The organism is Rhodopirellula sp. J20-39, from assembly GCF_057365095.1.
In genome coordinates, this window is record NZ_CP195123.1 from 7,076,805 (window position 1) to 7,103,024 (window position 26,220).

Below are 26,220 nucleotides of genomic sequence, written 5' to 3' on the forward strand. Positions count from 1 at the left end.
ACTCAGACCATTTTCGCCAGGCCGCAAAATCTCCCTATCTTCTTAGACCGTCCAGGTCAGGCACTGAACATTATGTTCTAGTTGGTGGACGGATTTTTGTGGGGTCGTTTTTCCAAAAAAGTGGGTAAAGCCCCTCATAATTGCGATCTTCGGCCTTTGGGTATCAAATCTCCCCAAACCGAAAACTGCCCGATTTCGACACTTTGCCGTCCACTTGCTTCCCACCACCCCTGAGAGTTTCCCAAATGCTCCCCCGCGTCTGTGAGCCCCTACCCGAAAACCCCAAGTTAGAGGCCGATGCCTACCTCGCAATGGACAACGACACGGTCAACCGTCAATTCGTTGCCGATCTACTCGCATCGCCCGAAAACGGCCCCCCCGCGGTAGGCCCACTGGTAATCGACATGGGCTGCGGACCAGCGCTGATCCCGATCCTTTTATGTGACATGTACGACCAGTTGCCCAACGCCACCTCGTTGCCGTACCTGCATGTGATGGGCATTGATTCGTGCATTGAAATGCTGGAACTGGCACGCTTCGAGCTCGAAATGGCGGGGCGTGTCGACCAGATCGAGCTACAACAGATCGACCTGCACGATCCCGAGGGTCTGCACACTGAGATCGCTGACACCATCATCTGCAATACCGTCCTGCATCATCTAGAAACCCCGACCAATGCAATCCAACTGGCCATCAGGGGCCTGAAACCAGGTGGTCGGCTATTTATCCGCGATCTCGCTCGCCCGGCCACCGAAGCCGAAGTGGAGGAACTTGTCGGTAAACACACCGCATCATCCGCCCCCACAAACGAGCCCGCCTCGGACGCCCCCCTATCGCCAGCTCAATTGTTGCGTCAATCATTGCACGCGTCTTTGACTCTGGACGAGATCCGCGAAAGCGTCGCTCCATTTGGGATTCCATCGCATTGCATTGAAATGACGAGCGATCGACACTGGACGCTCGATTGGCAAAAGCCCGAAGACGAGTAAAGCTACTCCCGGCCAGCTCTCGCCCAAAAACCTCAACTCCAAATCGCACTCGAGGCACTCATGCTCGAATACCTGCAACTCCTTGACGAAGTCCTGCACGACGGCATCGACCGAGACGACCGCACCCGCGTGGGCACCCGCAGCCTATTCGGTCGCCAAATGAGATTTGATTTGGCTGATGGTTTTCCGTTGCTGACCACCAAAAAACTCCACGTTCGTTCCATTATTTACGAACTGCTGTGGTTCCTGCGTGGCGACACTAATATCAAGTGGTTGCAAGAAAACGGTGTACGGATTTGGGACGAATGGGCTGACGAAAATGGCGACCTCGGCCCCGTTTATGGGCACCAATGGCGAAGCTGGCCGACCGGCACCTCAACTCAAACCGAACCGTCCAAGACCGGCGAAACGATTGACCAAATCGCCTGGGTCGAAAACGAAATCCGATCCAATCCACAATCGCGGCGACTGATTGTTTCAGCCTGGAATGTCGCCGACGTGCCCAACATGGCACTGCCACCCTGCCACTTGATGTTCCAGTTCTACGTTGCTGGTGGGAAATTGTCCTGCCAACTGTATCAACGCAGTGCCGACATGTTCCTCGGTGTGCCCTTCAACATCGCCAGCTATGGACTACTGACGATGATGATGGCGCATGTGACAGGCCTGAAGCCGGGTGAGTTCGTTCACACTCTCGGCGATGTGCATTTGTATTCAAACCACTTCGACCAAGCTCGTCAGCAACTCTCTCGCACACCGCGAGTTCGACCCACGATGCAAATCAATCGCAAGGTCGAATCGATGAACGACTTCCAATTTGAAGACTTCGAATTGGTCGGCTACGACCCGCACCCTCACATCAAAGCAACAGTCGCGGTCTAGCACTAGCAACCAATAGCTAATAGCTATTCCGTCGCAATTTCCAAAACCTTCTCCAGCTCCATCACGCCGTCATACAACGAACGGCCGATGATCGCCGCCGGCATTTTCATTTCGACCAACTTCTGTACGTCTTCATAGGTCGTTACACCACCGCTGGCTACCAACGGGATATCCGTCGCGGCAGCCATCTGCGCCAGGCCCTCGAAGTTAGGTCCCTGCATCATTCCGTCGCGAGCGATATCCGTGTAGATGATCGCGGCAATGTTCGCGGTCGCCTCACGCAACTTCTTTGCCAAATCAATCGCCGACACATCGCTGGTTTCTAACCAACCTTGGGTCGCGACCAAACCGTCGCGAGCATCAATCCCTGCGGCAAGTTTGCCTGGATACCGGTCACACATCGTCGTGAACCATTCGGGTTCCTTGCAGGCACGCGAACCGACAACCAACCGAGAAACCCCCACCTCGATCAACGCGGCAATCGTTTCCTCATCACGAACTCCACCACCCATTTGGCAGGGCAAACCCGTCGCGTCCACAATTCGCCCGACGGCATCACGATTTGCCGTGGGGTCATCGCCTCGCGCGGCATCCAAATCGACCAGGTGAAGACACTTCGCTCCGGCATCCTGCCATCGCCTAGCAAATTCAACGGGATCGTCGCCAAAAGTGGTTTGCTGGTCATAGTCTCCCTGACGTAAACGCACTGGTTTGCCATGGCGGAGGTCAATCGCGGGCCAAATTTCCATCAAACGTCCAAAAACACGGGTAGATACACAGGGAAACGCAAAAGTGCGGCCTGACTTTCCAATCTCGATCGCCGCCACACCCTGCAGTGGAATTACCGCAGAACGATGATTCAAAACGGCCAAAAATTCAAGCCGTTGCGATGCTTTGGCCATCTCAACTAGGATACGCCTCATACGAAGTCGCAACCGTCCCACGTACTCGCTGGGTTTCCGTTGCAACTAGGCCGAACCTTTATCGCGGACCCGTGATGCTTTCGATCGCACCCACTTACCTGCTGTACTACCTACCGCTGATTATCGCAATCTCGCTGGTTTTTGGTGCCACCCGACACGAAGACCTCACGCTGATTCTAAAGCATGCCGCACACACGGCCCGCTGGATCACCGGCTTCATGGCGATCGTATTCGTCGTGCTGCTCGTCATGGATTGGATGGCCTAACTCAATGCGAATTTTAACGCTTGGCGGAGGAACGGTAGGACGCTGGATCGCGGACATGTTATGTCGGCGTCGACACAGCGTCACATTGATCGACAGCGACCCTGAAATCGTCCGCTCGATCAACAGCGAACTCGATGTACGAGCGATCGAGGGCAACGCGTCTCAAAGCACCGTGCTTTTTTCCGCCGACGTACTCAGCGCGGACCTCTGCCTCGCGGTGACCGGGAACGACGAAGTCAACATCGTCGCCGCCAGCATGGCCAAAGCACTCGGTGCCCGGCGAGCGATCGCACGGGTCTACGCGCCCGCATTCCGCGACCTGGCCACTTTCGATTACCAACAACACTTCGGTATCGACAGTCTGCTCTCCCTCGAACAATTGTCCGCTTCCGAGCTCGCCCGAGCGATCCGCAACCCCGACGCGATCCCGCTGGAACACTTCGCTCGTGGACAACTGCAGGTCTACGAAATGGAAGTCGCTCCCGGCTCAGCAGCCGCAGGCAAGAAACTGATGGACCTCGACCTTCCGCCCAGCGTGCGAGTCGGCTCGCTGGCTCGTGAGGGACGCATGTGGATCGCCAGCGGTGCCGACGAAACACATGTCGGCGACCGAGTCAGTTTGGTTGGTATGCCCGATGCCATCAGCCTTGCCCGGCAAGCGTTCGGCAGCGGCAAACGCAATCGCAAGCAAGTTAAAGTCATGATCGCCGGCGGTGGCGAAACGGGTTATCACCTCGCCGGACTACTCGGACGTGAAGACTTCCGAATCGTCCTTCTCGAACACGATCAACATCGCTGCGAACAACTGTCCAAGTTGTTGCCGCACGCCACTATCGTCCATGCCAACGCGAACCGGCGCAGCGTTCTCGAAGACGAAGGCGGTGGCACGGTCGACTACTTCGTTGGCTGCACCGGCAACGACGAAAGCAACATCATGGCTGGCGTCGAAGCCCGTGAACTGGGGGCGTCGCGAGTTATGTGTATCGTCGGACGACCTGACTACGCCAACGTTGTCGGCAAACTGGGAATCGACCTAGCCGTCAGTGAACGTGACGTGGTCGCTCGGCAGGTTTTGGGCTTCCTCAACGAAGGCGCCGTGATCAGCCAAAGCAAGCTGCCCAACGGATCCATCGGTGTCTATGAATTGGAAATCCTGATCGGGACCCCTGTCACAAAGGCCTCGCTGGCAAACCTTCCGCTTGCCGGTCGATGTCTGGTCGCCGCGATTCAGCGTGACGGCTTCGTCCGAGTCCCCACCGCCGATGACGTCTTGAAGGTCGGCGATATCATCGTCGCTCTGATCGACCTAAACGATTCCGACGAAATCATGAAGCTATTCAACCCCAGCTGAATCGTGTCATGTCCCAAACGGCCGCAAGCAGCCTCAAGGCGATGCGACCTGTGCCTGTCGGTTAGTCGAAGCTCATATTCATAGACGGGGCATCTAATAAAGTCAATCTGCAACCAGCAAGTACGCTGCCCGTCAAAACGTAGCCGTTCACCGGCGGGAGCAATGAACACTAATCCCAACTAATTGACACTAATAAAGCATGATGCGTCATGAGGGATGGAACACGAAGCAGGCATCCAATTCATTCCTTCTTCATTAGTGTTAATTAGCGTCGATTAGCGTTCTCCAAGACTTCCAGGATGAAGATCGCTTAGTACAAACCGCTTCCACTGCAATCCATCACTGCGTCCGTAATTGACTAGATACCCGATGCGTTTTCGAGAAACTCGCATGCAGTTGAAAAGCTGAGCCTCATGATCCGAACAAGTATCCTTCATCGCCTTCAGTTCGACGACAATCTCGCCGAACACGAGAAGGTTGGGCCGGTACTTTGTGCTAAGCAGATTGTTTTTATAGTAGACCTCTAGTTCCACCTTGCTGACGTAAACAATGCTTCGCATCCCGAGTTCAATCTCCAAACTCTGTTGGTAAATTTCCTCGGCCATACCGTAGCCTTGTTCGTTGTAGACTTCAAACGCGGCCCCCATAAAGTCGTACCCCTCCTGTTTAAACACTGTTTCGCTCCGGTAGACAAAGAACTGCGGTAGCCGTTCATAGCATAGGTCATTGCACGCTACCCCACCAAACACCAGACCGCATCGGCCTCCGACCTATCTGCGAATCACGTCCATATGACTCAATCGATAAAGTCCCAATCCAACATGGACATTAGGGCCATCATCAACGTTTGGGCAGACATCGGCGGCACGTTCACCGATTGCTTGGTCAACCTTCCTGATCCGTCAGGCACCTCTACTTCGCAAATCCAGCGAAGCATCAAAGTACTCAGCAGCGGACTCGTCACCGCCGTCGTCGATTCAGTGAAATCCGATTCACTGACGGTCGAAATGCCGACCAAGTTCGTGCACGAAGACTTCTGGACCGGCGCGCAACTTCTCAATCAGTCCGGCACCCCGCTTGGGAAAATCACACAATGCCGAGTTACACCTCTGCCAGAAATTCAAATCGTTGCACCGGATCAACCCGCCAATCAGGAGCTCTCCCAAGTTCAACTATCGCTCGACCGCGTAGCAGTTGACTCCGTTTCCGCTGGCGAAACGCTCACGCTTGATGGTGGAATCGAAGCCCCGGTCCTCGCCACACGCCTCTTGCTGCAAATCCCACTTGCACAACCACTGCCCGCACTCAACGCTCGTCTAGGCACCACCCGCGGAACCAACGCCTTGTTAACCCGCAGCGGAAGTTCGCTCGCCTTGCTGATCACCGAAGGCTTCGGTGACCTACTGCATATCGGAACGCAAGATCGGCCGGACTTGTTCGCCTTGGACATAGTCAAGCCGGAACCGCTGCCGCAAACCATCATCGAAATCCCCGGTCGTCTGACCGCTCAAGGCGATGAACTGATCCCACTTGATGTCGACACCATCGCAAAGCGACTGAGAACCCTTGCTAAATCCGATAGCCGCCCCGATGTCATCGCAATCTGTTTGCTACACGCTTATCAAAACGATGCTCATGAAAAGGTCGTCGCGAAACTTGCTCACGAAGCCGGGTTCGAACGTGTCGTTCGATCTTGCCAAATCGCAGCACTACCACGCATCGTCCCGCGTGCCGAAACAACGACGCTCGACGCCTATCTGCAACCTGTCCTGGAAGACTACGTCAACCGAGTGACCGAGCAATTTGGCGGCGATCGGTGCAACCTGCGTTGGATGACCAGCAACGGAACGCTCGTTTCATCAGGTGCGTTCCGTGGCCGCGAAAGTGTGCTGTCCGGTCCCGCCGGTGGCGTCGTCGCGTTGGAACTGATCTCACGGCAACTCGGCCTCGCCGGTGCTGTGGGCCTCGACATGGGTGGCACCAGCACCGATGTCAGTCGTTTCGACGGCCAACTGGGGCGCCGCCAAGAAAGCCAGATCGCGGGCATACGCATCCTTGCACCTATGATGGATATCCACACGGTTGCCGCCGGTGGCGGTTCGATCTGCGGAGTCCGAGACGGACGCCTCTTCGTTGGTCCCGATAGCGCCGGCGCCAACCCAGGCCCAGCCTGCTACGGACGCGGCGGCCCCCTGACGATTACCGACATCAACGTGGTCCTAGGCCGCCTTCCCATTGATCGCTTTCCATTCCCTCTGGATCCGCATGCATCTCATAACGCTCTGCAAGCGATCTTCGACGAACTACCACCTTCCATCGCCACGTCCCCTCAAACGCTAGCGGAAGGGTTCCTGAAAATCGCCGTTACTGAAATGGCCGAAGCCGCACGAGTCGTCACAACCGCCGCGGGCAACGACGTCCGCAAAATGTCGCTGGTCGGTTTCGGAGGAGCTGCCGGTGGCCACCTCTGCCAGGTCGCTGAAGCACTCAACATGCACCATGCCGTCGACCACGCCCAAGCCGGGATCCTTTCCGCCGTCGGCATCGGCAACGCACCCATCGGACGGATCCTCACGCGTCCGTACTTAGCCACGATCGCACCATCCGCCGATTCAACAACATCACCGTCGCTGAACACTGCTCGGGTCATATCTCCCGATACGATTGACCGCCTAAGCGAGATGGCGGCCAGCCTACAAGAAGATTGCCTTGAACGGTTGCAAACCGAAGAACGCATCGACACCGCCAGGCTCAACAAAAGCGAACTCCACACCACCATCACCGCTGACCTACGTTACCTCGGCACTCAATCGACCCTAGAAATCGCGATCGCCCCACTGGCATCACTAGCCGATCGCATGGACGCCAAACACCAAGAAACCTTTGGCTATGCTCGCCATGCAATGCCCATCGAAGTCGTCGCAGTACGATGCGAATCCAAAATCGTCTCCGTAACCAACGCAACTAACTCCACCCCAGATTCTGATTTCGCTATACCGACCGACTCGGTATTCGAAAGTGATCCGAACCAGCCAACCTTTGACCGCGAAACGCTAACGCCAGGAACACAGATTCAAGGCCCTGCAATTATCGCGTCAGCCCACTCAATCTTAGTCGTCGAGAATAACTGGACCGCAACGATCGACGCTAACCGCCTCATCCAACTCCACCGCAACCCAATCGCCAGCCCCCCTTCACTCCCCGTCAGCGGCACGGCGTTAACCGCTGATCCCCCCAAACTTCACCCGCCCTCAAGAAGGGTCGAGCAACGTGAGGCGTGTTCCACCTCCAAGCCCGGCAATCACTCACACCCCGTGAGCGGCAAGGCGCTAGCCGCCGGTTCCCCCGCATCTCCATCATCGCCCCCACCTCATCACTCCAACAACGACGCCGTTGAAATGGAAGTGGTTGCCCGCCGCGTGCAAGGAATCGCCGAAGCGATGGGTGAAGCAATCCGCCGCACCAGTGTCAGCGTCAATGTTAAAGAACGCCGCGACTATAGCTGTGCCGTCTTTCTCCACGACGGCTCCTTGGTCGCCAACGCACCGCACGTCCCGGTTCACCTTGGAGCGATGGGACACACCGTCCGCACGATCATCGAGGCGTTCCCTAACATGCAGCCCGGCGACTGCTTCATCAGCAACGATCCCTACGCTGGCGGCTCCCACCTTCCCGATATCACGGTCGTCACCCCAGTCTTCTGTTTTGAACACTCCGACAGCGCCGACTCCCCTAAGCAATGCAACTTCTTCGTTGCCTCACGCTGCCACCACGCCGAAATTGGCGGCCTCGTCCCAGGCTCCATGGCCCCCAATGCCACCTGCCTGACCGACGAAGGAGTCGTCCTAAGTAGTCTTCCGTTGGTCTACCAAGGACACACCTACCACACCGACATCCGCCATCGACTCCAATCCGCTCGCTACCCGTCACGCAACGTCGACGAAAACATGGCTGACATCGCCGCAGCGGAAGCGGCTGGCCGTGAGGGCGTGCGACTAATCCAGTCGTTGGCCGATTCCATTTCAGCACCGCGTCTGACCCACCTTTTAAAACGATTGCTCAACGTCGCCGGGCAAGCAACAGCGACTTGGATCGAATCGCTCAGAAATGAGCCCCGTCGGTTCTCAGACCAACTCGACGATGGCACGCCGGTCCAAGTCCAGCTCATTCCCGACCAAACCAATCGCCGGCTCAAGATCGACTTCACAGGAACTGGAGACGTTCACCCGCATGCATTCAACGCCACCCGGTCCATCGTCACCGCCGCGGTCCTGTACGTCCTGCGCTGCGTTACCCCGAATGAGCTCCCACTGTGCGATGGCGTGCTTGATCGCATTGACTTGATCATCCCACCCGGCCTGCTCGATCCTCCCGTATCCCGCGACGCGCACGGCCAGCTCGATCCCGACAACTGTCCCGCAGTCGTAGCGGGCAACGTCGAAACCAGCAACCGAGTCGTCGACGTGCTGCTCGGCGCCCTCGGCGCCGCTGCCGCGTCCCAAGGCACGATGAACAACCTCCTCATCGGAGACGATACCTTCGGCTACTACGAAACCATCGGCGGAGGATCCGGTGCGACAGCCAATGCACCGGGAGCTCATGCCGTCCACACACACATGACCAACACCCGGATTACCGACCCCGAAATCCTAGAGTCACGCCTACCACTCCGACTCTGGAAGTTCGGTATCCGCCCAGACAGTGGCGGGCACGGCCAACATCGCGGCGGCAACGGAATCATCCGCGAAATCGAGTTTTTGCGTCCACTGACGGTTTCAATGCTAACATCACGCCGCACCACCACACCCTACGGATTAAGCGGCGGAACTCACGGACAGCCTGGCCAACAAACCTGGATCCACGATGACACAAAAACCAACCTAAACGCCTGCTTCTCACAAAACGTCCAACCCGGAAACCGAATACAAATCCAAACCCCCGGCGGCGGCGGCTACGGCGTCTCCTTATCGCAGAAGCTTCCACTAAACTTAACTGACACATCCCATGAATCACTTTGACGCAGCTCGATCAACCGAAATGCATTGGCGTTCGGTTAATGCATACTGCGAACTAACGCTCCCCAGCGAATGAAAACCCGATGACTTGCCGGCATGCACTTAGGATCCGCACCAGGCTGACACGCAAGCGAGCAGAAGATGGACACCCCATGTTCCACTCGCTAGAACTTCGGATCGGCACCACCTCGCAAAGCCATCTGAATTGGAATCCACTCATCTCTACACGTGAAATAGCCTGTTGAATTTGCCGTCAAACTACCTATGGACGATCGGTTTACATCAGTCGTTCTTGGCCGTGTGTTGCTGGGCAACGGGTTGGTTGGTCGTCAATCGTGGTTGGAAGGTCAATTACACGCGCAAAATCAATCATTTTGCATTGATGCTGTGTCCATTCTTGATAGCTCCTGTGCTTCCCTACCAGCCAAACACATGGACCTTCTTGACCACAATCACGGTGTTTACGCTGGCGACCCTCGCACTGTCCCAACCGATTCGAACGCGAATTTCGTTGATGCAGACATCATTCGCTGCCGTTGATCGCCCCGAAGATCGCCCGCATACGTTGCTCTGGATCATTAGCCAAGCAATCGTGTCAGCGCTGATTTTAACGATGTTGTTTTTGATTTTTCAGAAGCTGGACATCACCGAATTGATCAGCATCCCACTGATCGTAACGGGCGTGGGCGACGGGCTAGCCGAACCAGTAGGAATCCGATTCGGAAAGCACACCTACCGAGTGCCCTCTCTGGCCAAAGGACGCGAGTACGTCAGGTCAATCGAGGGCAGTGCTTGCGTTTGGGTCGTCGCGTTGCTATCGGTTGTCTTCACCTACTCGGTTGTCAGCACGCCCCAATGGATCGCGATGTTATTGTTACTGCCCCCCGCAATGACGGCCACCGAAGCAATCTCGCCCCACACCTGGGACGCCCCCTTCCTGTACTTAAGCGGTGGCCTGACGATCATCGGTATAGTCACCCTCGTGTGATTCCAACATCGAAATCAAGCGACAAAGCCCTCGAGCGATTCGCCAATGCGCCATTGGCCATCTGCGAACATTGCGTTGAAATGAAGTGGAGGTGGATCCTCAAAATGGCCGGCATCCACCCAATCAGCATTGGGCGAAACGAAAAAGGCAGCACGACGCATAAACGAAGACGTCACATGGCCCGTCGCCAACCGGGCTGGGGATTACCGGGTAAACCGACACGTTCGTGAGGCACGAAACTCCATCAGCACAAAGCACGAGCTTCCTCGCCAAAGCTTCTCATTTACGGATTGACTCAATCGACACGCCGACATCGATCGGCTCATCAAGCATAACCAAGTTGAAAAAAGGGTTTCGCAGCGCAGGGCATACAATTGCCACGACGCTATTAGATGACACGGTCCATAACGTGCATTGGCTTGGTGAAGTCGATTGCTGCCGATGGTTCGTTGAATTGGATATCCGCACGATGCCTATCGAAGTCGTCGTAGTCCGATGTGAATCCAAGATCATCGTGGCTAAAAACGCGGCCAAATCCACCCCGGTTTCTGCCTACGCTAAACCGACCCACTCCGTTTTCAAGAGTGATCAAGCCCAACCGACCTATGACCGAAAATCGTTGACGCCCGGTACACCAATCCAAGGCCCCGCGATCATCGCATCCGCTCACTCCATCTTGGTCGTCGAGAACAACTGGACCGCCGGCATTAACGACGAGGGCTTGATCCAACTGCACCGCGTCACCAGTCCCGATCAAGCTAACTCTCATGGCGCCCCGCACCGAACGCTGGCCAGGACGGAACGGGAACCACAAACAGCGGAATCTACCAACAACGACGCCGTTGAAATGGAAGTGGTCGCCCGCTGAGTGCAAGGCATCGCCGGAGCGAAGGGAGAAGCGATGCGCCGCACCAGTGTCAGCGTCAAAGAACGCCGCGACTACAGCTGCGCCGTATTCCTCAGTGATGGCTCGCTGGTTGCCAACGCCCCTCACGTGCCCATGCACCTAGGAGCGATGGGACACACCTCCGCATCGCGAGGCAACGAAACCACCAACCTCCCCTCATCCTTCACCATCCAAGTCCGCCCCACCGACCGCTTAAAAATCCAAACCCCCGGTGGCGGAGCCTACGGCCCTGCCTAACCATAACGCTGCCAAGAATCATTCCCTATTGCTGGAGTCCAGGCTTTAGCCTGTCCCATCACCGCGCACCAAAATCGACCAACCGTTCGTCCAAGACTCGTACGTAGTTGATTGACGCCCCGATTCATTAACAGACAGCTACAATGCATTTCCCTGCCCACAAAACGAAGACAGTAAAAAATGCTAAACGCTGAGATCTCGTTCGTCATTATGCTAGCTGCCTCCTGCTGCGTTGCAGCATGGTTTGGGCGAAAACACGGCAAGGAAACAGCGTTGGGTGCTGGCATGGCGTGCTCGATGTTAGCCGGCACCTGGTTCAAAATTGAGATCGGACAGACTCCCATCAATGTCCCGGTCGCCACCTCCGTCGTCCTACTAGTCGTCTACTGCGTCCATTCTTGGCGCGAAATTTTTAATGCACTCAGCGTGCTCGACTACCTAGTTGGCAGTCTGACTGTATGGCATGTCTTCGTCGACACGTACTACGACGGTGGCCTACCAGCCAACGCAGCAGTTGCCTATGGAAAATGGCTGTTACCCTATGCCGCAGGTCGATACGCGTTCCTATACCCAGGAACCTTCACCAAACTCGCACCACTCTTCGCCGGAGTCGCAGCATCGATTTCGCTACTTGCAGTTATAGAAGCATTCACGTATTTCAACGCATGGGAGTGGCTATTTACCGGGGTCGATGACGAGGTCACTAGGAGTAAAGGGATCCGCTACGGCCTGCTCTACCGAGCCATCGGCCCCACCCGACACCCCATCTTCCTAGGTATCGTACTCTTTTCGATGCTCCCGTTCGCAGTCGACCTTTTCACGCGGTCGAGCATTCAACCTAAACTACGTATTCTCGGAATATCATTCTTCGTTCTGATCTGCCTCGGCATTCTCTCAACCGTCTCACGCGGTCCAGTTCTCTGTATTCTTGTGGCAGCAGCAGTCGTAGCCGCGTGCCTCAACAAGACCGTCAAATGGCTATTGGTCGCGACCAGCCTCGCGGGCTTACTAATCGTCGCCTTTCAATTTGACGCCGCCATTCGCCTTTTCGACTCTGAGGGCACCGGCGTTGAGCGTTCTCAAATCATTCAGGTCGACGACAGCAGCCAACCCAAGCTGATGACCAGCTCTCGCAATCGACTATTCGTGGTTGAAATCTACGGACCACTCGTCATCAAAGGTGGTCCCTTGGGCTATGGCACGAGAGACACGCGTGGCTTCCCTCCAGCCAACTTGCCAGGCCTCCCCACCGACCCCAAAATTCGTGCAAGGCTAGGGATCGTCGACAACTCCTACATCAACATCGGCCTCCAGTTCGGCTGGATTGGCGTCGGCTTATTCGCCGCATTACTGCTTACCGCGATTGCCCTATCCCTACGCTTGGGCCCAGTCGCCTCCACCTATCTATTTCCAAGCAACGCAATCCTACTGTTCTCCTACGCAGGCATGCTAATCGCCGTCGCACTTGAGATAGCCACCGTATTCTGGAGCTACGACTACAACTTCTGGATACTATTCCAGCTCGGCGCCCTTGCCGGCATGCAATCTCAAGTCACAAAGATTCGTGTAGGAAGTCAGCTTTAACAAATACTGACCCAACTCAGGTGCATCTTCATTCGGATGACTGGCGGTAGCGTTTTTATGGCTCGCACGCGAACATCGGATTTGCTCGAGTTTGTATTTGTCACCATTTACTGAGCACACCAAGAGGCCGAATTTATCTTTGACGCAAAAATGACAAGTCGCCGGTTGGGGAAAATCCCAATCGACGCCGACAAGCAAGTGACAATAGTACCATGTTTACAATGACTCCAATTGCCTGCGCAGTTGCGGTCCCCGTGGAACCGAAGACAGGTGTCAACCCCAGAAGTACGACCAGCATAACCAAGAACGAAATCAAATTGCATCGAAGACAGATGTTCTGATTTCCGCTCATGCTAAGTAGACCACCAACCGACCCCGTCATTACATTGACGAACTGTCCTACTGCAATGACTCGGAGTGCTACAGCACCACCGGCGAAGCCTTCACCAAACAAGCTCAAGATATCACCGGGGAAAAACATCAAGACCACCAAGAAGGGCAGGCAGCCGATGGCCATAAGACGGGCGCTGGATTGGGCAAGAGCCTTCAAACGGTCTAATTCGCCCGCAGAATGCAAGGCGGCGAATTTAGGAAAGACCACGCTGTTTACCCCAACGAGCACCAGCGACGCTAGATTAGCAAGACGAAACGCCGCGTTGTAAACACCAACTTGATCTGCAGGCTGAAAAACACCGAGCATGATTTGTGGCAGCCAATTGCTAAATTGCTGCAGTGCAAGCATTCCAAAGAAGGGTGCCAGCGTTGGCAAGATTTTCTGCCAGCCGCGAGCAGAACCAGACCAAGAAAACCAAGTATGTTTTCGCACCCAAACTAGGTGCGCAAGGATTGCTGCAAAACAGCTACCAATGAAGAAGCACGCCCCAAACGTTTCTGGAGTTAAAGCTTCTCGGGGGTAAAGTTGAAACGCGCACCCGAGAACAATCATAAACGCTACAGTCAGGCCTAAATTCTGAAAGACCTGAAAAGCCTTAATATCTTCAAGACCTTGAAAGAAATGTGAATGGATCCAAGCTACGGTGACTCCCAGGATCGAAAAACTCATCCAGCGAAACACAGGTACTAATAGTGGTTCGTCAAAAAACGACTTACAGATCGATGGAGCAGCAAAGTAGAAAAAAACTCCTGCGAACGTTGATGTCAACAGGACTACAGGTACCGCTCTTGAATAAACACCGTTGATGCTTTCCCAGTCTTGATTTACTTTAGCTTCTGCTACAATTCGCGTCACGGCTTGATCCAACCCTAAGCGACAAATTCCTGCTGTCACGTTCACCATGGCCAAGCTGAGGAAAAACAGGCCCGCACCTGTCGTTCCAAGGCTTCGCCCTACAACCAAGGTCATCACGAATGCTGCGATACCGCCAGCAATCTTAAGTAAAAGCGAAACGCCGCTTTTTCGCAGTAATTCTTTTAGATCGCGGGACCTAGCATCAAATGCCACGATTTCTTCCTTACAATCAGTCGTCTGAAACGGGGCCTTTTTCATAGGTTGGTTCTTGAATTCATTTTGATACGTAATGTCATCTACTCGACGTTAATCTCTATATGGTCTACTCGTGCTAGCTGACGGGCTTTGCATTAGCTTATAACTGGCGAGTACCAACTATTGCTTTTTAGCTTGCGAGATTCCTTTGGTGAAGGTCTTCGGATTTAATACGTCCGATTCGTTGTAAAAAACTCGCCAAATCTCTGTGAGGTTGATGTTTGTTGTAGTCAACTCGCCAAGCTTTGAGCTTCTCCTTTGCATCGTAAAGCGACAATAACCAATTTTTGTTGAGGCATTCGGCGCGGACGCTTCCTTTGAACGATTCGATTACTGCCTTATCCGTTGGTTTTCCGGGTCTACTGAACTCAAGCACGACGCCATTGGAGTACGCCCATCGATTTCAAACTTTCGATGCGAACTCGGGACCGTTGTCGTCTCGGATCGACTTCGACAGCTTTCGATTGCATGCCAGGCCTTCCAGAACTGCGGCAGCGATCTTGCCTTGCAACCGCTGAGGGACCTAAATCGCAAGACTCTCACGAGTGAAGCGATCGACTATCATCAAAAGCCGAATCTGGCGACCGGCAAACAAAAAAAACATCGCCCAGCAGTCGTTGATGTGAGGCGCATTTGGGCGATCGACACGGGTTCGACGACTCACACGTAGTTTAGAAGTCGTTATTCGTAAACTCAATTTTTCTTCGTGGTAAAGCCGATAGATCCGTTTGGCGTTGACCTCCCAACCTTCTCGGCGAAGCAAAATGTGCAATCGCAGTGCGGCCTGGTGATCCTTCGTGGACTGGTAGCGATGACTCGAACGAGCTAGGTCAGCCAAACCGCAGGCTCGACGCTCGTTGATTCGGCAACAAGACTTCGCTCCCTTAAAGCATTCACGAAGGCGAGCAGGCCTTAGAGTTTTTTTGGCAGGACATCCTGCAGAATTTGTTTGTCTAAACCTAAGTCTGCGACCAGTGACCTCAAACGCTTATTTTCATCTTCAAGGTGCTTCAGGCGCCGAAGTTCTTCGGTGCAAAGTCCGGCGAACTTCTTGATCCATCGGCAAAACGTCTGCTGACTAGTTCTGAGCTTACGGCAGACCCCACGATCGGCGTCCCCTTATCAGCCTGCTTGAGCGCAAAAGCGATCTGCTGATCGGTAAATTTTGACTTCTTCATCGGCGTTCTTTCCAAGAAAATGCCGAATCGATGTTAGCCCGATTTTCTCACCTTGCATGGATCAGTTTCTTGGGTGCAGGTCACCCGGCTACCTCGTTTTCCGTCGGTCAGAGATAGTCAGCAGTTCGAGGCCCTGAAAAAGCCCGCTGATTACTCCGGATATTGACGGTCGTTGTCTTCAGAAGGTGCTAAATAAGCGTCACTTGAATTTCTGCATATTAGACCTCAGAACTTCATTTCCAATGAAGAATTGACAGGCGGGATGAAAGGTTTTGCGGACTCAAGAAATTCGTGATAATCGAAGCCGATCAACTCGCGTATCCGAAATTCAATTTCATCGGTTACTGATTTCTCATTCCTATTTTGAGGCCGTTCCAGAAGAGATCTCATCCCAAATTTCCTGGCTGTCGCTGGCAGTGAATGCAACCCCATGCGCTTGAGAGAGTCGGAAAAACTAGTTGACATCTTTGATACAAATGCATTGCGAGGCGTTTGTCTCTCATTGCTAGCATTGTTGACTAGTGAATCATTTGGCCGGAAAAATGGAATTCCAAGGCAGCAGCATACTCGAGCGCAAAACAAGTGTGCGTCACTACAAAGCTCTTCAAAAACAATGACACTTACCCTTTCTTTTCCAAGCAATTCAACGGCTTCTGCCAGCATCTGCGGGTATAGGCTTCTTTGGATAATTGGATCGTCGTTAGTTAAGTATTTTTCAATGTTCTGGTGGTAATAACCGTACCGTACTTCGTGCCAAAACTGCGATAGGCTGCGTTTCACCGGGTCGCGAACAGAGATAACGATTTTAACATTATCTAGGTCTCTCGCAATTCGTTGGATCGCAGCTGTCGTACTGCCCGCATAGCTCGGAGCCACTTCGACTTTCACCTGTCGTTTGTCTGATTTGGGTTCCCTAAAAAAACTTGCGTAGGTGGACGGCCCTGAGTCGTAATGACGATCGAAATAAAACGTCTCCTTTGTGCCCTTTGGAAGCAGAACTGCATCGGTACATGAAAGGTATTCATGAACCCAGGTTGTCCCTGTTTTTAGAGGGCCAACGAAAATGGTGCTGGGATATTGCAGCGTGTGCTGAAAGGACATGGTAGCTAAATGTAGACTGGGGTTAGTGCGAATGGCTTTATGGAGGTGTGTTGATCACGGGATAACTTGTTGAAGGCGATCCCAAGTGAAAGACACATGGCAGAAGCCGAAAAATGTCGTAGCGTTGTTCCCAGGTCGGGGCTGAAAAAGGGGATCGTGAGAACTAAAAAAATGCCGAATGTTGAGAATAGTCGGTCTCCATCGCGGACGGCTCCAGAAATTAAGACGAGCAACGCAATAATGAATATCTGAGCATAGATATCTTTAATGCTTGTCGCCCAGGAAATAGGGAAGAGCGTTTCTAAGAGAACTACGAGATAGTTACGTATTGACTGTGCCACTAGTGGCAGATCTTCCGACACGTCAATGTTCGGGTAGACTGTTCTGGTCCCAAATTTGGCTTGAGAAGCTGTGTGCATTTGTACGCGCTGCTGTTCGAGTATCTGGAGTGGCAACGGGAATGCAACGATGCAGAAAAGGAATCCTGCGGCAGTTGTGATGGTTCCCCAACGCAATCCTAGCCCAGAGACAATCAAGGTTGCTGTAATTGGCAGTGCGTAGTACGGCCTTATATAGACTGCAAAAAGAAGTGTTCCTGAGATAAACACAATGTACCCAAACTTTTTTCCGGCAAACCTAGCTGAAAGCATCCCGGAGACCGCAATGAACCCCAAAATTGCTTCTTTCGAAACATAGTTGAAGTGAATAAACATCGGAAGCGTTATGACTAAGGCAATACAGTATGAACTGAATGTTTTTACCGTTGCTGAAAGAAACCAGAGATAGATTATCAAAACAGCGTTTGTGAAAACCCAGTATGGCATCAGTTGAGTCACGATGTTGAAAAAGATCCCAACGTGCTGCTTAGAGCTTAGGTCGCTCTCGTGCTGTGTGCCTTCAACATTCTCTATGACTTCCAGGTAACCTTCGTGGTCAGCTGGCGCGATTAAACCACGCAATGGAATTAGTGGTCCCAAGATGAGAGCTACTACAAATAATCGGGTGCCGATTGCACGAAGTTTAGAACGACTGATCTTCAAAGGATTTCTCGAAGTCATCTTTCTGCCGCCTCGGAAAATATCTTATCCAACCGCGAAACGTATTCGGCCATGCCATACATGGATTCAGCTCGATGTCGAAGTACGGCAGGGTCTACAGCAAGTGGTGGCCAACTTCCGTTCACAGCACTAACCACTTGATCAATAAAGGCGGTTGGCGAGTGTCGATCCACTGGCTTGCAGATCCCTGCTAATATCTCTCCAGCGGCACCAACGTCTGTCGCAATGGCGGGCTTTCCCATCGCTAAAGCTTCGACTAGCACTAGTGGAAATGCTTCGCCATAAGTAGATGCTAGGAGAAATATGTCAATAGCATCGTAAAACGGACCAGTGTCTGATTGATTACCAACTGCACGCACAGCATCCGCAATATCGTATTCATTTATGAGTCGCACGAATTGACTGTTTTCTGTCGATACACCATGGCCCGCCGCAATTAGGAACACGTCCTTTCTCGCAATGCGAGCGTTTCGAGTTGCGTTCAGGATCAGTGGCCAGTTCTTTTGCGGGTTAAATCGGCCAAAACACCCAAGCACGAATGCCTCTTCAGGAATATCTAGGCCTTGGCGAATCCGTCGGCGGTTGGCGTTGTTAGGAGTAAACTGATCAAGCGGAATACCGTTCGGTATTGATGAGCCGAAAACGCTGGGGTAACCAAGAGTTTTTTCATGAAAAGCGCGAGAAGATTTTCCGCAATACAGAAGGTTCAGTTTCTGAAAACGGGCTACGGGACCGAGTAGCTTCTGGGTCCATCTCTCCAGTGCTTTTGCAGTGCTGGCGAGATCTGTGTTATGTAGATAGGCCAGCGAATTCGCCTGTCGGGGCACCAGTATCGGTATCATTGCTGCTGCATGGTACATCCATGCTACCACCAGGTCCGGCTGCATTTGATGAATCTTACGTCGAATTCTTGGAATGTCGACGATTAGTTGTAAGTAGGAGGTTGAACTCCTCGACTCCGTTTTGTCTGCAATGGGATTGAGTATTCGCTCGTCGTTATCGGAAAAGAGTGTAAGGACCTGGTGGCTGTGGGCAGAAGTAGACGCGGCTAGGTAGTTGCGCAGTAGCGTCTCAGCACCTCCTTGGACAAGTTTTGGTATGACGTGAACGATTTTCATGAGCAGCATACTTCCTTCAAGTATTTCCAGTGTTTTGGCTTGAAGCCAAACTCCTGGATCAAGTTTTTTTCGATGCCGCAGAACTGTTTTTTTAGAATGCTCTTGCAGTGCTCGTTCAATTCTGGCGTATTGATGCTCTTCCTGGCCATCACATCTTGGGCAGTAATTTTCAGTTTTCGGCGAATGCGGCCTGGTAATAAACGTTTCATGATTTTCTTGCTCTTGCTTGGTTGGTACAAAAACCTCATCGCGAATTTCTTAATTGCAGAATCGGTGTACACAGTTTTGTTCCTCTGCATGTTTTCTATGGCAGAGATTTGCAGGTCCGAAACTCCAAGAAATTGGCATGTAATGTTTAGCGTTTCTAATGGCTTACTAATCAACTCTTCGAACTCAATAATAAGCATATTGCCCGGCTTAATCACCTTTTTCCAGCGATTCAAATGCTCCACGTACTGAGAGTAGTGCAGGTGTCGCAAGGTTGGCCAGTAATTATCCCGGTGCCCTAACACTTCTTCTTCTAGAGCTTGCTGGAATGTCCCGGCACATTCATCAAAGCGACTTTTTGAGTAATGGTACGCAGACTGAGTTCTGGCAATGGGGTCTCGCAGAACAAAGATAGCTTTCACATCAGGGTTTCGGCCGGCTACCAAACCCGGGCTTTCGCAAGCCGAAAAGTACGCGACGCTACCTTCACCCCACAGAGTACTTCTTGGAGCATGGTTAAAACACCTTGCATATGCTTTCTCAAGTTGATGTGGAGCTGGTACGTCAAACCCCAGATTCATTTGTTTGTAATCGTGGTTAATTAGAAGTGTTGGTTCTTTTGGGAAGGAGAAGCCGATTTGCGGGTGCCTCTCCAAGCAGGAAGCTAGAGTAGTTGTTCCTGCCTTCATGGCACCAGGTATTACGAAATCAGGGAAGCAACTTGAAGACACTTAATTATCTCTGAATGCGAAGGTTTGCGAGATCAGCATGGTGAAGTGTGACATATGCTTGCGTAAACACGAAGTCAGTTGTGTGGAGGTTACCGAGTGTGCGGAAGTTACCGAGCTATTCTGCCTGTCTCGAAGCCATTGACGGGGAAATATTGCTAGTTCGGTTTCCTTCGCAAGGGGGCTATGTCAACAGTTGTACAATCGCGTCGATGGATTTCACGGTCTCGCGGCTGTCAACTGCACTCGTATAGCCGGGTGTGTAGTAAAGGCAGTGCGGAGAATATTCATCGATGCTGGAGGTATCGTTAGTCCGTGGCGGTTGATTGCGAAAAGAAGGTGGCAAGCCCAAACGTTTTATCTTTGTTCTGCTCCGCTACTGGTTCAAGCGGTGACTCTGCCAATGGCGTAAATGCGATTAGTTCTATAGTCTGACGTACCTTATCTGTACTAGTAAGTTCTGGCCACGCTGGTGATGCTTAAGGCATTTCTATGGAGGAGTCGTTTTTCGGGGGGGGCGATTGTTTATGCCGCGAATAATATAGGCTTTGGAGTATCCTTCGCAGATCGCTAACTGAATTGCCAGCTTGCACATTCTTGCTCAATTCTAATGCTCTGTGGTCTATTTGTGAGCTAGTTAAGGATGTTGCTACTGCATTCCCAAGTTCGCTCGGGTCTTTGAAACAGAGGTCCGATCCGTACACTGCAATTGAATCTATTCGCCTGGCAAAGATCGGCTTATGCAATGATGCTGCTTCTATGACTGCTATTGGATTTCCCTCCCAAGCTGCAGAATGGATGTATGCATCTAATTCACGCAAGTGTTGAATCGCTTTTGTTTTGCTGATCCACCCGGTAACCCGAATTCCATTTTCTATCAGTTGATTTTCAAGATCCTTTTCGCCTCCCCCGATCCAGCAAAATTCAGCGTCCAGCCCATGCTTCCGGATTGCTAGAACGGATTCTATAAAGAAATCGACGCCTTTCTGTTTGCATGCCCGTCCGAGCATTCCGATTATTGGAGCTCTTTCACGCATGTCGTTTCCCAGCTTCGGAGTCGCGGAGGTAGGCAGGACAGCGTTATTCAATGCAACGACATCGCGGCTTAGAAGTAATGATCGTGCAAGAGTTGCTTCGTGCTTTCCACAGGCAGCCGTCGTGCCAGTACGAGCTGCCAGCAACTCCTCGACAAGACGGTAAGAGAATCTGGATAAAGTGCTTTTCGACGTTATCTCGAATGCGTAGCAGTGAGGAGTGTAGATAATTTTCGATTTGGGAATGAAACTCATCCTGCCGAACACGCCCGCAAACGCTGAGTGGAGATGAACGAAATCAGGGCGTAAGCTTAAGTAGCGTTTCCAGATTGCAGATGGGGTGACTACGAAGGGGCATTTCAACTCTTCGAAATTTACGATCTCAGTCTGGAATATTTCACCATTTTGGTCACTGTTTCGGCCGGATATAGAGAGAACGTGGTGTCCGACGTGCTTTGGCGATTCTTGAATGTACTTTGCGATTGCAGATTCTACTCCACCGCCGAGGCACTCTGTTATATGAAGTACTGTTGTCACAGCGCAGGTGATTGAGGAGTGAAGAAAGATTCCATGATAGACGAATGGCAGAAAATTGGCCTAAGCGTAAAGTTCGGGAAATGTATATTAGCCTGTTGGCTTTCTGTGGGTGTTTGCGGAGCTGCTTTGGTGGACTGCAATTCGTGCGATGCAAAATCAGCCTTGGGGCAACGCCTCTTGCGTCTTTGGTTGCTTATTTCTTCTTGGTTGTCGAGTAATTTGTTGGTTCGAAAATTTTTCTCAGGTTTGAAGTTGCGTTAATAAGCGCCTTCGCGAAATGCTATTGTTTTTAAGGTGTGGATTAGGATATAGATATCAAGCCAGGGGGACCAGTTCGTGACGTAGTAGCTATCAAAACGGACACGTTGGCCGTAGGTTGTTTTATTACGGCCGGAGACTTGCCAGAGACCAGTGATTCCTGGTCGAACTCGTTGGTAGAGAGGAAGAACGTCGCCGTAAAGAGAGGTCTGAGATGTCATGCACGGTCGTGGCCCTACCAAGCTCATGTCACCTTTCAGTACATTCCATAATTGGGGCAATTCATCGAGGCTTGTCTTGCGTAGAAATGAGCCGATGCCAGAAATGACACGAGGGTCGCTCTGTAGCTTCTGGTATTCGATCCATTCCTGACGCATGTCAAGGTCATTCTCGAGATATTCCTCTAATACTTGTTCAGCGTCGATGACCATCGTTCGGAACTTCCAGGCCTTGAATTGCTTTCCATTCTTGCCGACGCGGGTTTGTCCATAGAACGCGGGGCCAGGGTCACGTAACTTCAAAAGGAAGATGAAGGCGATGATGAATGGAGAAAGAATGGCCAGAGAGAGTGCGGATACACAAATATCGACGAGCCTTTTCACGGCTCTTGCAGGGTGGTTGTGCAAGTGATCCTTCAAGTGGATCCCCATTGCACCGGCACACTCCCGCGATCCCGACCACAGGCTTGGGAGCTGCATCTGGGAGGGTAGAATTAAAACATTGGAGAAGTTGCCGGCATGGGAGAGGACCTCGCTCATGTCAATGTGCTCGCAGCCACCGGGGGCGACAATCGACCATCGGGCTTGTGTTTTTCGACGCAAACGCTCCAGCTTCTGCACGGATCCAAGGTACGGTATACCAGCTAGTTCCAACGATTTTTCTGCGGAAGCTGTTCTAGAAAAGTCAACGACACCGATAGGGCGAAGGCCTCGCTGCGGAGCACGAGAATAGAATCGGTAGATCGCACGGCCTTGAGGACCTGAACCGACGATTACTGCGTTTTCGCCCCACCAACTTGTCCTGGAGCAGACTCGTCGCGCCGTCAGTCGAGCCAGGGGAACCAGAAGCGAAGCGACAATGACCGCAATGAAAAACACAACAAGCTCACTTCGGCTAAGAGTCGCCAGAACGAGATTGGCGGTGATCGCAAACGCGAAAGAAGCAATCGCTGCAAGGACACTTTGACGCAATTCTAAAACAGGGCTCATTCCTGTTCCGGGATACAAGCCGTAAATCGTCGCGCATACAATAAAAAACGCCACAATGCAAATGCTGTTTAGCAACAACCACGATTGAAGCCCAAGGTAACCTAGGACATAAAGTGGCATCGCCGCAATCAGGACAGAGCAAAACAACGCAGCTACATCAGCGGCGAGCAGCGGCGCCAGCGTTAGGAGTACCTGACCGACACCGTTCGCCTTGTTGCGGGTAATCCGCCGCCGTATTGAACGGTCGTGGATTCGTGCAGAGCGGCGATGGTCGTCCATTGCAGCACTCGGGACGAATGGGTCAAGTTGTTCGATCGTATCCGTACAGACAACGCCAATAGGCACCGGACTTGTAGCGAATTGCGGCATAAATCTCTTACCTAAGAGAGGCAGTCAAGTAAAAGGACTTACTCCACGTGACAAGTGATTGCCATGTGTTGAGACGGCAGCATTATAACTGTCGCAACCAGAAAAGAAGTCAACGCCGTTAGACTTTCACAAAACTTGAGGCTGATTGATTCCATGGATCCGACAATGTGACATAAAGGCAGGCAAGTGCCCATAAAGTGAGGGGTTTGTTTAACTGCAGTACCCGATGAAGACGACATTCTTGCAGGCAGGCATCTAGTAGCCTTCGTTGCACACTCGCCCGGAGAATTAACTCGCGATGCCCGCGATTTCAGCCTGGTCTATAAAACGCTGGCTGGATGGGGGGCAGATAAACCGAAAATGCTAAACGTCGATTCCAGTCTAGGTAGGCAAATTTTAGCTTCAACGATAGCAACACAGAAATATCGATGTTTTATAACGTTTAGCCGAATTTCTCTTGCGGGAAGGCGGGCAGCCTTAGTCAGCTTCAGACACTCAATTTGTCCGATAGGCTGTAAATAAGTAATTTTGCCAATAATGGCTTTCCCTCGGATCGCAGCCGACAAAATTGAAATTCCTGGACCGTAGGCTATCTTCAACTGGGCACCAGTTTACCATTGTTCGCTGGGATTTTTCCTGGAATTGAAACTATTGAAGATATTACTGCACGCATTGAATTACTCGCCTGAAGAAATTGGGGTTGGGAGATACACAGGAGAGATGGTTGCAAGATTGGCGGAGGCGGGACACGAGGTCGTGGTAGTAACCGCGCCGCCTCATTTTCCACAGTTCGCGATTCTGCCTGGTTTTTCGGGCATGGCCTACAATCGCGAATGGCCAACCGCTCGTGAGGCGGGAGCATCCAGTGACGAGTTGCATGGAGCGAGCGGAGAGCAAGCACCTTTGGACAAAGATACTGCTTCGCCGAAGACTCTTCGCCGCTCACAACGCGCGTCTCGCAACTCCATCGAAGTCATTCGATGCCCATTATGGGTGCCAACGAAGGCGACCGGGCTGAAGCGAGTGCTCCACCTGGCTTCGTTTGGGTTGTCGAGCATCCCGATTGTGGTGTGGAAGTCCTTACGTTTTCGGCCAGATGTTGTCATGACGGTAGAGACTGCGGCGATGTGCATGCCGACCGACTGGATCGCGTCTCGGGTGTGCGGCGCGAAATGCTGGCTGCATATCCAGGACCTTGAAATCGATGACGCGATTGATTCAGGGGTGCTAAAACAGCGAATACTAAAACAGTTCGTGCTGGCGGTGGAGACTTTCTTGATGCGGCGGTTCGATTGTGTCAGCAGTATCGCCCCCAACATGCTAATGAAATTAGTGCAAAAAGGAGTGAACGAGGACCGTCTCGTGCCCTTCCCAAACTGGGTTGATTGCGACGCTATGCAACCCCTGGTTTGGCCAGGCGAGCTACATGGTGAGCATCTTGATACACTCGCCCCCCCAACCCTACCCGTCACGAGTAATTGGCAAGGCATCTTGTCGGAAACTAGCGAGGCACTCTACCGGCGCTATCCGAACACTACGAAACGTGCAAGCAGTCAAGTGGAGGCTTCGCCAGTCGGGAACCGGCTTGAGTCGCTAATACCGGCTCGGGGCGTTTCGGAGATCGCTGAGGCTGTATCCGCAACGTGGTCCGGCGAAGAAAAAACTTCAGGATCTAGCTCGTCCCGTGAGACGATGAATGCGCTGCGAAATTTGTTTGACATCCCACCAGGCAAATGCGTAGCCTTGTACGCGGGCAACTTCGGTGCTGGGCAGGGGCTGGAATTAATTGTTGAAGCGGCTCGGCTAACCGGTGGTGACGCACGCTTACACTATGTAATCTGCGGGACTGGGACATCGTTTGAGTCACTGGCGAACACCTGTGATTCGCTACCAAACGTCCAGCTTTTGCCAGTCCAGCCGCTTGCCCGCTTTAACGCACTAATGAATTGTGCTGACATCCATTTGTTGCCCCAGCGGGCTGGTGCGACGGACTTGGCGCTGCCTTTAAAAATAGCGGGAATGCTGGCGACAGGGCGCCCCGTGGTTGCGTGTGCTAGCCCTGGAACTCAGATCGCCGACGTAGTGAAGGGCCGTGGCATCGTGGTGCTGCCGGATGACGTCAAGGCCTTCGCTAGTGCGATCAACCAGTTGGCTGTGGACGAGTCGCTGCGTGTCCAGTTGTCACAAGCGGCGCGGCAATACGCGGTGGACTTTTTGAACAAGGATGCAATTTTAAACCAATTCATGTCAGACCTGCAATCATTAGCGATTCGCTAGTGTAAGATCAATTTCCAAGCCAGACAATCGCTTCTGAACTTATCGTTAAACGCTACAACAAGGCCGGACACCGACCGACTACACACCGGTACTCACGCGTCTCGGTCCGGAGCGCTCGGATTAGTGTGAGTTGGCGAGTGATTTTGGAAAGTTATTTTGCACGATTGGGAGCACTTTCGAGATTTGCCATGCCTTAGTTTTGCTGCAGGAAGGTTCTCCTTGGGCAATAGAACACCCCGATCAAACTCCGACTCCAGATTCACCTGAGGCAAGACTTACAGAACTTGGCACTGCCCCGGACAGCGAGTTGGAATCTCCCTACCGGCGATGTTATTTGACCATGAAAATTTCAAATAAAACGAAACGAAAAGTGGCCACTGCCGGTCTGCTCAATGAGAGCGAATCCTGGATTTTCGCGAGTTCGGTGTATTTCGTGGTGACATGGCGTTATTAGTCTGTCGTTCCTCAACCCCGACCGCTAATATTCACTTAACAACTCTC

Annotated in this window: 19 protein-coding genes and 1 pseudogene; 10 read left to right on the forward strand and 10 right to left on the reverse strand. The window is 52.5% G+C overall.

Annotated elements, in window-relative coordinates:
- Positions 1 to 245: 245 nt before the first annotated feature.
- Both ACR3ZL_RS25830 and ACR3ZL_RS25835 read left to right on the forward strand, forming a co-directional pair.
- On the forward strand, positions 246 to 989 hold the full coding sequence (locus ACR3ZL_RS25830) for a class I SAM-dependent methyltransferase (RefSeq protein ID WP_473650222.1): 744 nt from the start codon (positions 246 to 248) through the stop codon (positions 987 to 989).
- 60 nt (positions 990 to 1,049) lie between these two features.
- Positions 1,050 to 1,871, forward strand: coding sequence for a thymidylate synthase (locus tag ACR3ZL_RS25835; RefSeq protein WP_473650221.1), 822 nt, complete (start codon positions 1,050 to 1,052; stop codon positions 1,869 to 1,871).
- Between the two features lie 23 nt (positions 1,872 to 1,894).
- On the opposite strand, the gene hisA is transcribed toward ACR3ZL_RS25835, so the two are convergent.
- A complete protein-coding gene (gene hisA / locus ACR3ZL_RS25840) occupies positions 1,895 to 2,620 on the reverse strand; it encodes a 1-(5-phosphoribosyl)-5-[(5-phosphoribosylamino)methylideneamino]imidazole-4-carboxamide isomerase (protein ID WP_473653452.1) in 726 nt (241 codons plus the stop codon).
- A 248-nt stretch (positions 2,621 to 2,868) separates the two neighbouring features.
- On the opposite strand from hisA, the gene ACR3ZL_RS25845 reads away from it, so the two are divergent.
- The gene (locus ACR3ZL_RS25845) at positions 2,869 to 3,060 is read left to right on the forward strand and encodes a hypothetical protein (protein WP_473650220.1); all 192 of its coding nucleotides are present in this window, start codon (positions 2,869 to 2,871) and stop codon (positions 3,058 to 3,060) included.
- A gap of 4 nt (positions 3,061 to 3,064) precedes the next feature.
- Complete coding sequence (gene trkA, locus ACR3ZL_RS25850; RefSeq protein WP_473650219.1) at positions 3,065 to 4,411, forward strand: Trk system potassium transporter TrkA; 1,347 nt, start codon at positions 3,065 to 3,067, stop codon at positions 4,409 to 4,411.
- Positions 4,412 to 4,686: 275 nt separating this feature from the next.
- Here the strand turns inward: trkA and ACR3ZL_RS25855 are convergent, their stop codons facing one another.
- Positions 4,687 to 5,085, reverse strand: coding sequence for a GxxExxY protein (locus tag ACR3ZL_RS25855; protein ID WP_473650218.1), 399 nt, complete (start codon positions 5,083 to 5,085; stop codon positions 4,687 to 4,689).
- Positions 5,086 to 5,202: 117 nt separating this feature from the next.
- Here ACR3ZL_RS25855 and ACR3ZL_RS25860 point away from each other — a divergent pair, with 117 nt between their 5' ends.
- The 5 genes from ACR3ZL_RS25860 (at position 5,203) to ACR3ZL_RS25880 (ending at position 13,142) form a co-directional block, all read left to right on the forward strand.
- Positions 5,203 to 9,429 carry a hydantoinase B/oxoprolinase family protein gene (locus ACR3ZL_RS25860; RefSeq protein WP_473650217.1) on the forward strand — a complete coding sequence of 1,409 codons (4,227 nt, stop codon included), beginning with the start codon at positions 5,203 to 5,205 and terminating at the stop codon, positions 9,427 to 9,429.
- Positions 9,430 to 9,667: 238 nt separating this feature from the next.
- Positions 9,668 to 10,414, forward strand: coding sequence for a hypothetical protein (locus ACR3ZL_RS25865; protein WP_473650216.1), 747 nt, complete (start codon positions 9,668 to 9,670; stop codon positions 10,412 to 10,414).
- 340 nt (positions 10,415 to 10,754) lie between these two features.
- A complete protein-coding gene (locus ACR3ZL_RS25870) occupies positions 10,755 to 11,282 on the forward strand; it encodes a hypothetical protein (protein WP_473650215.1) in 528 nt (175 codons plus the stop codon).
- On the forward strand, positions 11,283 to 11,558 hold the full coding sequence (locus ACR3ZL_RS25875; RefSeq protein WP_473650214.1) for a hydantoinase B/oxoprolinase family protein: 276 nt from the start codon (positions 11,283 to 11,285) through the stop codon (positions 11,556 to 11,558).
- A 180-nt stretch (positions 11,559 to 11,738) separates the two neighbouring features.
- Complete coding sequence (locus ACR3ZL_RS25880) at positions 11,739 to 13,142, forward strand: O-antigen ligase family protein (protein ID WP_473650213.1); 1,404 nt, start codon at positions 11,739 to 11,741, stop codon at positions 13,140 to 13,142.
- 133 nt (positions 13,143 to 13,275) lie between these two features.
- Here the strand turns inward: ACR3ZL_RS25880 and ACR3ZL_RS25885 are convergent, their stop codons facing one another.
- The 8 genes and pseudogenes from ACR3ZL_RS25885 to ACR3ZL_RS25920 all read right to left on the reverse strand — a co-directional run bounded on the left by ACR3ZL_RS25885 (position 13,276) and on the right by ACR3ZL_RS25920 (position 23,352).
- Positions 13,276 to 14,649, reverse strand: coding sequence for a flippase (locus ACR3ZL_RS25885; RefSeq protein WP_473650212.1), 1,374 nt, complete (start codon positions 14,647 to 14,649; stop codon positions 13,276 to 13,278).
- Between the two features lie 127 nt (positions 14,650 to 14,776).
- Positions 14,777 to 15,824: pseudogene (locus ACR3ZL_RS25890) on the reverse strand (integrase core domain-containing protein).
- 225 nt (positions 15,825 to 16,049) lie between these two features.
- Positions 16,050 to 16,925, reverse strand: a complete 876-nt coding sequence (locus ACR3ZL_RS25895; RefSeq protein ID WP_473650211.1) for a sulfotransferase — start codon at positions 16,923 to 16,925, stop codon at positions 16,050 to 16,052.
- A gap of 5 nt (positions 16,926 to 16,930) precedes the next feature.
- Positions 16,931 to 17,965, reverse strand: a complete 1,035-nt coding sequence (locus tag ACR3ZL_RS25900; RefSeq protein WP_473650210.1) for a hypothetical protein — start codon at positions 17,963 to 17,965, stop codon at positions 16,931 to 16,933.
- 14 nt (positions 17,966 to 17,979) lie between these two features.
- The gene (locus tag ACR3ZL_RS25905; protein ID WP_473650209.1) at positions 17,980 to 19,101 is read right to left on the reverse strand and encodes a glycosyltransferase; all 1,122 of its coding nucleotides are present in this window, start codon (positions 19,099 to 19,101) and stop codon (positions 17,980 to 17,982) included.
- The gene (locus ACR3ZL_RS25910) at positions 19,098 to 20,039 is read right to left on the reverse strand and encodes a sulfotransferase domain-containing protein (RefSeq protein ID WP_473650208.1); all 942 of its coding nucleotides are present in this window, start codon (positions 20,037 to 20,039) and stop codon (positions 19,098 to 19,100) included. Before ACR3ZL_RS25910 ends, ACR3ZL_RS25905 begins: the two co-directional genes overlap by 4 nt.
- 476 nt (positions 20,040 to 20,515) lie before the next feature.
- A complete protein-coding gene (locus tag ACR3ZL_RS25915) occupies positions 20,516 to 21,607 on the reverse strand; it encodes a glycosyltransferase (RefSeq protein ID WP_473650207.1) in 1,092 nt (363 codons plus the stop codon).
- Positions 21,608 to 21,864: 257 nt separating this feature from the next.
- Entirely contained in the window at positions 21,865 to 23,352 is a 1,488-nt protein-coding gene (locus tag ACR3ZL_RS25920; RefSeq protein ID WP_473650206.1) for a sugar transferase, read from the reverse strand.
- 741 nt (positions 23,353 to 24,093) lie between these two features.
- Between ACR3ZL_RS25920 and ACR3ZL_RS25925 the strand changes: the two genes are divergently transcribed.
- The gene (locus ACR3ZL_RS25925; protein ID WP_486173074.1) at positions 24,094 to 25,719 is read left to right on the forward strand and encodes a glycosyltransferase; all 1,626 of its coding nucleotides are present in this window, start codon (positions 24,094 to 24,096) and stop codon (positions 25,717 to 25,719) included.
- The last annotated feature ends 501 nt before the right edge of the window (positions 25,720 to 26,220 follow it).

Excerpts from the sequence above, each read along its gene's own strand:
- ACR3ZL_RS25830 (WP_473650222.1), top strand. The coding sequence starts at position 246 with ATGCTCCCCCGCGTCTGTGAGCCCCTACCCGAAAACCCCAAGTTAGAG.
- ACR3ZL_RS25835 (WP_473650221.1), top strand. The coding sequence starts at position 1,050 with ATGCTCGAATACCTGCAACTCCTTGACGAAGTCCTGCACGACGGCATC.
- hisA (WP_473653452.1), bottom strand. The coding sequence starts at position 2,620 with ATGGAAATTTGGCCCGCGATTGACCTCCGCCATGGCAAACCAGTGCGT.
- ACR3ZL_RS25845 (WP_473650220.1), top strand. The coding sequence starts at position 2,869 with ATGCTTTCGATCGCACCCACTTACCTGCTGTACTACCTACCGCTGATT.
- trkA (WP_473650219.1), top strand. The coding sequence starts at position 3,065 with ATGCGAATTTTAACGCTTGGCGGAGGAACGGTAGGACGCTGGATCGCG.
- ACR3ZL_RS25860 (WP_473650217.1), top strand. The coding sequence starts at position 5,203 with ATGACTCAATCGATAAAGTCCCAATCCAACATGGACATTAGGGCCATC.
- ACR3ZL_RS25880 (WP_473650213.1), top strand. The coding sequence starts at position 11,739 with ATGCTAAACGCTGAGATCTCGTTCGTCATTATGCTAGCTGCCTCCTGC.
- ACR3ZL_RS25885 (WP_473650212.1), bottom strand. The coding sequence starts at position 14,649 with ATGAAAAAGGCCCCGTTTCAGACGACTGATTGTAAGGAAGAAATCGTG.
- ACR3ZL_RS25895 (WP_473650211.1), bottom strand. The coding sequence starts at position 16,925 with ATGTCCTTTCAGCACACGCTGCAATATCCCAGCACCATTTTCGTTGGC.
- ACR3ZL_RS25905 (WP_473650209.1), bottom strand. The coding sequence starts at position 19,101 with ATGAAAATCGTTCACGTCATACCAAAACTTGTCCAAGGAGGTGCTGAG.
- ACR3ZL_RS25920 (WP_473650206.1), bottom strand. The coding sequence starts at position 23,352 with ATGGACGACCATCGCCGCTCTGCACGAATCCACGACCGTTCAATACGG.